Annotated in this window: 7 protein-coding genes; 2 read left to right on the top strand and 5 right to left on the bottom strand. The window is 73.4% G+C overall.

Annotated elements, in window-relative coordinates:
* Positions 1–332, bottom strand: a 332-nt coding sequence (locus HL189_RS18380; protein ID WP_369135165.1) for an alcohol dehydrogenase catalytic domain-containing protein, incomplete at its 3' end; no start/stop codon positions are given.
* A 224-nt stretch (positions 333–556) separates the two neighbouring features.
* Here HL189_RS18380 and HL189_RS18375 point away from each other — a divergent pair.
* Complete coding sequence (locus tag HL189_RS18375) at positions 557–1,960, top strand: OFA family MFS transporter (RefSeq protein WP_369135164.1); 1,404 nt, start codon at positions 557–559, stop codon at positions 1,958–1,960.
* Positions 1,957–2,082: a hypothetical protein gene (locus HL189_RS18370; protein ID WP_369135163.1), complete on the top strand. Its 126-nt coding sequence runs from the start codon at positions 1,957–1,959 to the stop codon at positions 2,080–2,082. Before HL189_RS18375 ends, HL189_RS18370 begins: the two co-directional genes overlap by 4 nt.
* A 174-nt stretch (positions 2,083–2,256) precedes the next feature.
* Here the strand turns inward: HL189_RS18370 and HL189_RS18365 are convergent, their stop codons facing one another.
* From HL189_RS18365 to purS, 4 genes are read right to left on the bottom strand one after another with little or no spacing between them, the layout of a single operon-like run.
* A complete protein-coding gene (locus HL189_RS18365; RefSeq protein WP_369135162.1) occupies positions 2,257–2,634 on the bottom strand; it encodes a sterol carrier family protein in 378 nt (125 codons plus the stop codon).
* 3 nt (positions 2,635–2,637) lie between these two features.
* Positions 2,638–4,971 carry a phosphoribosylformylglycinamidine synthase subunit PurL gene (purL, locus tag HL189_RS18360; RefSeq protein ID WP_369135161.1) on the bottom strand — a complete coding sequence of 778 codons (2,334 nt, stop codon included), beginning with the start codon at positions 4,969–4,971 and terminating at the stop codon, positions 2,638–2,640.
* Positions 4,968–5,642: a phosphoribosylformylglycinamidine synthase subunit PurQ gene (purQ, locus tag HL189_RS18355; RefSeq protein WP_369135160.1), complete on the bottom strand. Its 675-nt coding sequence runs from the start codon at positions 5,640–5,642 to the stop codon at positions 4,968–4,970. The genes purL and purQ overlap by 4 nt, the downstream gene beginning before the upstream one ends.
* 10 nt (positions 5,643–5,652) lie before the next feature.
* Positions 5,653–5,892 (bottom strand): phosphoribosylformylglycinamidine synthase subunit PurS, encoded by a 240-nt coding sequence (gene purS / locus HL189_RS18350; protein ID WP_369135159.1) that lies wholly within the window; start codon positions 5,890–5,892, stop codon positions 5,653–5,655.
* Between the last annotated feature and the right edge of the window lie 108 nt (positions 5,893–6,000).

Below are 6,000 nucleotides of genomic sequence, written 5' to 3'. Positions count from 1 at the left end.
TGGGTGTCGAAGCAGTACTGCAGCTCGCCCTTGAGGCAGGCGCGGCACTGCCCGCAGACCGCCCGCCAGTTCAGGACCACGAAGTCCCCGACCGCGACGTTGGTGACCCCCTCGCCGACCGCGGCGACGGTCCCGGCCGCCTCGTGGCCGAGCAGGAACGGGAACTCGTCGTTGATCCCGCCCTCCCGGTAGTGCAGGTCGGTGTGGCAGACCCCGCAGGCCTGCACGTCGACGACCGCCTCACCCGGCCCCGGATCGGGGACGACGATCGTCTCGATCGACACGGGAGCACCCTTGCTGCGGGCGACGACGCCCTTCACCTCGTACGGCATGCCGCCCACCCTAGGGACAGGAGGGGCCCGTGTGCCCGGGCGCCCGGGCCTGCGCACCAGGCAACGATCCGGTCTCGGCGCCCCCGTCGTCCCGGCTTCGCCGCGCCGATCCGATCGTGCCGTCGTACCGTGCTCCGGCCGCGACCCGGCTCACCGCAGCCGGACACAGGTCGCCCGGTCGCGTCCACCAGGCCGCACCGCTCCCGAACCCCGGAGGTCGTTCCGTGGCAGTACCCAGCTTCCTGGCTCGGGAGCGCATCGTCGCGCGCCCGGGCTTCAACCGCTGGCTCATCCCCCCGGCCGCGCTGGCCGTCCACCTGTGCATCGGTCAGGCCTACGCCACCAGCGTCTACAAGGCCGCGCTCGTCTCGCACTTCGAGGCCAGCCTGACCGCGATCGGCATCATCTTCTCGATCGCGATCGTCATGCTCGGTCTCTCGGCCGCGCTGTTCGGCACCTGGGTGGACCGCAACGGTCCGCGCGCCGCGATGTTCACCTCCGCCTGCTTCTGGGTCACCGGCTTCCTCGTCGGCTCGCTGGGCATCGCCACCGACCAGTTGTGGCTGCTCTACCTGGGCTACGGCGTCATCGGCGGCATCGGTCTCGGGATCGGCTACATCTCCCCGGTGTCCACGCTGATCAAGTGGTTCCCCGACCGGCCGGGCCTGGCCACCGGCATGGCGATCATGGGCTTCGGCGGTGGCGCGCTCATCGCCTCGCCGCTGTCCCGCCAGCTGATGAACTGGTACGACCCGGCATACGACGGCACCGCGGGCACCACCCCGAGCGGCTCCGCCGTCGCCCAGCTGTTCCTCACCCTGGGCCTGGTCTACCTCGTCTTCATGATGTTCGGCGCCTTCATCGTCCGGGTGCCCGCCGAGGGCTGGAAGCCCGCCGGCTGGGAGCCCTCGATGGTCAAGCACCGCGAGCTGGTCACCACCGCCAGCGTCTCCGCCGGCAACGCGATCAGGACGCCGCAGTTCTGGCTGCTGTGGGTAGTGCTCTTCTGCAACGTGACCGCCGGCATCGGCATCCTCGAGCAGGCCAGCCCGATGATCCAGGACTTCTTCCGGGACGGTGACACCTCGACGGTCGCGGTGACCGCCGCCGCCGGCTTCGTCGGCCTGCTGTCGCTGTTCAACATGGGCGGCCGGTTCGTGTGGTCCACGACCTCGGACTTCATCGGCCGCAAGCCGATCTACATGGTGTACCTCGGCGTCGGCATGATCCTGTACGTGCTGCTGGCCACCGTCGGCAGCAGCGCGACCTGGGTGTTCGTGATCCTCGCCGCGCTGATCATCAGCTTCTACGGCGGTGGGTTCGCCACCGTCCCGGCCTACCTGCGCGACCTGTTCGGCACCTACCAGGTCGGCGCCATCCACGGCCGGCTGCTGACCGCGTGGTCGGCCGCCGGGGTGGCCGGGCCGCTGATCGTCAACGGCGTGCTCGACACCCAGGGCACCCCGGGTGAGCTCGTCGCCGGCAACTACCGGCCGGCGCTGTTCATCATGGTCGGCCTGCTGGCCGTCGGCTTCGTCGCCAACCTGCTGATCAAGCCGGTGGCCGCCCGGTGGCACGAGCCGGAGCACCGCACCACCACCTCCGTCCGGGAAGGGGCCGCCCGATGAGCGAGCCGCAGCAGACCCACACCCCCGTCGGCCTGATCGCCGTGGCCTGGACCCTCGTCGGGGTCCCGCTGGCCTACGGCCTCTACCAGACGATCAAGACGGCGAGCTCGCTGTTCGGCTGATCGCCACCCGCACGCCGGGACGCCCCGGTCGCTCCCCCGAGCGGCCGGGGCTCCCTGCTGTCCCAACCCCTCTTGATCGTGGGCGTCTGGCCAGCGGCTCGCCCACCGACGGCGTGTCAGCGGGCAAGACGCCCATGATCAACGAGTAGGCGCGCGGGGTGGACGGCGCTCAGCTCAGCGCAGCGGCGGCAGCGGCAGGTGCTCGGACAGGTCCGCGCGGTTGCCGCTGGCGCTGACCTGTCCGGCGGCCAGCGCGTCGGCCCAGCTCAGCTCCCCGGTGGCCAGACGCAGCCAGGTCGCCGGGTCGGTCTCCACCACGTTGGGCGGGGTGCCCCGGGTGTGCCGCGGTCCGGGCACGCACTGGACGGCGACGAACGGCGGCACCCGCAGCTCCACCGACCGCCCCGGCACCTGCTGGGCCAGCCAGCGGGCAGAGGTCTTCACCGCCGCGCCCAGCACCGCCCGGGCCGGCCGCTCCGCCTCCCCCGCGAGCCAGGGCCGGGTCGCGGCGACCGCGGCCCGCAGCTCGTCGGCGGGGATGGGTGCCGGCACGGGTCAGCTGGTGGGGACGGTGCCCGCCGGGACGGTGCCGACGGCCACCTCGGGGCTGCCGAACAGCGCCGGCAGGGTCGCCGTCCACGCCTCCCGCAGCTCGGCCAGCGGCAGCTCCAGCACGCCGTCGACGACCAGCGCGTCGCCACCCGTCGTCCCCAGCTCGGTGACCGGCACACCGGCCGCCTCCGCGGCGGCGCGCAGTGCGGCCGGGTCCGCGGTGGTGACGACGACGCGGGCTCCCGACTCGCTGAACAGCGCGGCGGTCGGGTCACCGGCCAGGGTGAGCCGGGCGCCGGTGCCGTACCGCAGGGCGGACTCGGTGAGCGCCTGCGCCAGCCCGCCGTCGGCCAGGTCGTGCGCCGAGCTGACCAAGCCCTCGGCCGCCAGCCGCACCATCAGCTCGCCCAGCGCCCGCTCCGCGGCCAGGTCCAGCCGCGGCGGTCGCCCGCCGAGGTGCCCGTGCACGACCGCGGCCCAGGCCGAGCCGCCGAACTCGGGCCGGGTCGCGCCCAGCAGCAGCACCGTCTCGCCGTCCGCCCGCCAGCCACCGGGCACCCGCCGGGTGACGTCCTCGTGCACCCCGAGCACGCCGATCACCGGCGTCGGGTTGATCGCCGTCCCACCGGTCTGGTTGTAGAGGCTCACGTTGCCGCCGGTGACCGGCAGCCCGAGCTCGCGGCAGCCGTCGGCCAGCCCGCGGACCGCCTCGGCGAACTGCCACATCACCTCCGGCTCCTCCGGGGAGCCGAAGTTGAGGCAGTTGGTGACCGCGAGCGGGCGGGCGCCGGAGACGGCGACGTTGCGGTAGGCCTCGGCCAGGTTCAGCTGCGCCCCGGTGTAGGGGTCCAGCCGGGCGAACCGGGCGTTGCCGTCGAGGGCCAGGGCGATGCCGCGGTTGGTCTGCTCGTCGATCCGCACCACACCGGCGTCCTCGGGCTGCGCGAGGACCGTGTTGCCGCGCACGTACCGGTCGTACTGCTCGGTGACCCAGGTCTTGTCCGCGCCGTCCGGGCTGGACACGACGGCGAGCCAGTCGGCCCGCAGGTCGGCCGAGGACGACGGCGGCGCGTCGGCCTGCAGCGCGTCGAGATCGGCCGGGCGGGTCATCGGCCGCTCGTACACGGGCCCCTCGTGGGCCACGGTGCGCGGCGGGACGTCGACGATCCGCTGCCCGTGCCAGTCGACGACCAGCCGGTCGCCGTCGGTGACCTCCCCGATGACGGTGGCCAGCACGTCCCACTTGCGGCAGACGGCGAGGAAGGCGTCGACGTCGTCCGGCTCGACGATCGCGCACATCCGCTCCTGCGACTCGCTCATCAGGATCTCGGCGGGGGTGAGCGTGCTGTCGCGCAGCGGCACCGCGTCCAGGTCGATGTGCATGCCGCCGGTGCCCGCGCTGGCCAGCTCGCTGGTCGCGCAGGATAGGCCGGCGCCGCCGAGATCCTGGATGCCGGTGACGAGGTCGGCGGCGAAGATCTCCAGGCACGCCTCGATGAGCAGCTTCTCGGTGAACGGGTCGCCGACCTGCACGGCCGGGCGCTTGGCCGGGCCCCCTGTCCCGTCGGCTCGGGTGTCGAAGGTCTCACTCGCCAGCACGCTGACCCCGCCGATGCCGTCGCCGCCGGTGCGGGCACCGAACAGGACCACCTTGTTCCCGGCGCCCTCGGCCTTCGCCAGCCGGACGTCCTCGTGCCGCATGACACCCACGCACAGGGCGTTGACCAGCGGGTTGCCGGCGTAGCAGTCGTCGAAGAGCAGCTCGCCGCCGATGTTGGGCAGGCCCAGGCAGTTGCCGTAGCCGCCCACGCCGGCGACGACGCCGGGCAGCACCCGGGCGGTGTCGGGGGCGTCGGCGCGACCGAAGCGCAGCGAGTCCATGACGGCGACCGGCCGGGCGCCCATGGTGAGGATGTCCCGGACGATGCCGCCGACGCCGGTGGCCGCGCCCTGGTAGGGCTCGACGTAGCTCGGGTGGTTGTGCGACTCGACCTTGAACGTGACCGCATAGCCGTCCCCGACGTCCACCACGCCGGCGTTCTCGCCGATGCCGACCAGCAGCGCGTCGCTGGGCGGCAGGTCCCCGAAGCGGCGCAGGTGCACCTTGGAGGACTTGTAGGAGCAGTGCTCGCTCCACATCACCGAGTACATCGCCAGCTCGGCGGTGGTGGGCCGGCGGCCGAGGATGTCCTTGATCCGCTGGTACTCCTCCGCCCGCAGGCCGAGCTCCGCGTAGGGCTGCTCGTCGTCGGGGGTCCGCGCGGCGAGCTCGACGGTGTCCAGCTGGTGCGCCAGCCGGCCCGGGCCGGTGTCCAGGTCGGACAGGCCCTGCGTCATGCCGCCACCACCAGGGCGCTCAGGACGGACGTGAAGAAACCCAGCCCGTCGGTGCCCGGCCCGGTGAGGTCCTCCACCGCGTGCTCCGGGTGCGGCATCAGCCCGACCACCCGGCCGTCCTCGCTGCACACGCCGGCGATGTCCCGGGAGCTGCCGTTGGGGTTGCCGTCCGCGTACCGCACGACGACGCGCCCCTCGCCCTCCAGCCGGTCCAGCTCGGCCGGGGCGGCGACGTACCGGCCCTCGCCGTTCTTCACCGGGACGGTGATCCGCTGGCCGGCGGCGAAGGACGACGTCCACGCCGTGTCGGCGCGCTCGACCAGCAGCCCCTGGTCGCGGTTGCGGAAGTGCAGGTGGCTGTTGCGGGTCAGCGCGCCGGGCAGCAGGCCGGCCTCGCACAGCACCTGGAAGCCGTTGCAGATGCCCAGCACGGGCAGCCCCTGGGAGGCCCGGTCGACGACCTCCCGCATCAGGGGCGCGCGGGCGGCGATGGCCCCGGCGCGCAGGTAGTCGCCGTAGGAGAAGCCCCCGGGCAGGACGACCGCGTCGACGTCCTGCAGGTCGTGGTCGGCGTGCCAGAGGGCGACGGGCTCCCCGCCGGCGAGCCGCACCGCGCGTGCGGCGTCGACGTCGTCCAGGGAACCCGGGAAGGTGATGACACCGATGCGCACTGGGTCTCTCTCAGTCGGTGGGGAGGTGCAGCTCGACGTCCTCGATGACGGGGTTCGCGAGCAGCGTCTCGGCGATCTGCCGCAACTCGGCCTCGTCGGGGTCGCCGTCGACCTCGAGCACGAAGTGCTTGCCCTGGCGGACGCTGCGGACGCCGCCGTGGCCGAGCCGGCCCAGGGCGCCGAGCACGGCCTGCCCCTGCGGATCGGAGATCTCTGGCTTCAGGACGACGTCGACGACCACCTCGGGCACGGCTCCGAGGGTACCGACCGCCCCGATCCGCCCAGCGGGCCGCCGTCGGTCGACCGCTCCCCCGAACGGGTGGGTGCCGCCGCGCCCATGATCAACGAGCGCCGGGAG

This window comes from Modestobacter sp. I12A-02662 (assembly GCF_041028325.1).
Lineage (GTDB): Bacteria > Actinomycetota > Actinomycetes > Mycobacteriales > Geodermatophilaceae > Modestobacter.
This window is presented reverse-complemented; position numbering and strand designations above follow the sequence as displayed.

What these genes read in the sequence shown, in the direction of transcription:
- HL189_RS18370 (WP_369135163.1), top strand. Translation starts at nt 1,957, where the DNA reads ATGAGCGAGCCGCAGCAGACCCACACCCCCGTCGGCCTGATCGCCGTG.
- purL (WP_369135161.1), bottom strand. Translation starts at nt 4,971, where the DNA reads ATGACGCAGGGCCTGTCCGACCTGGACACCGGCCCGGGCCGGCTGGCG.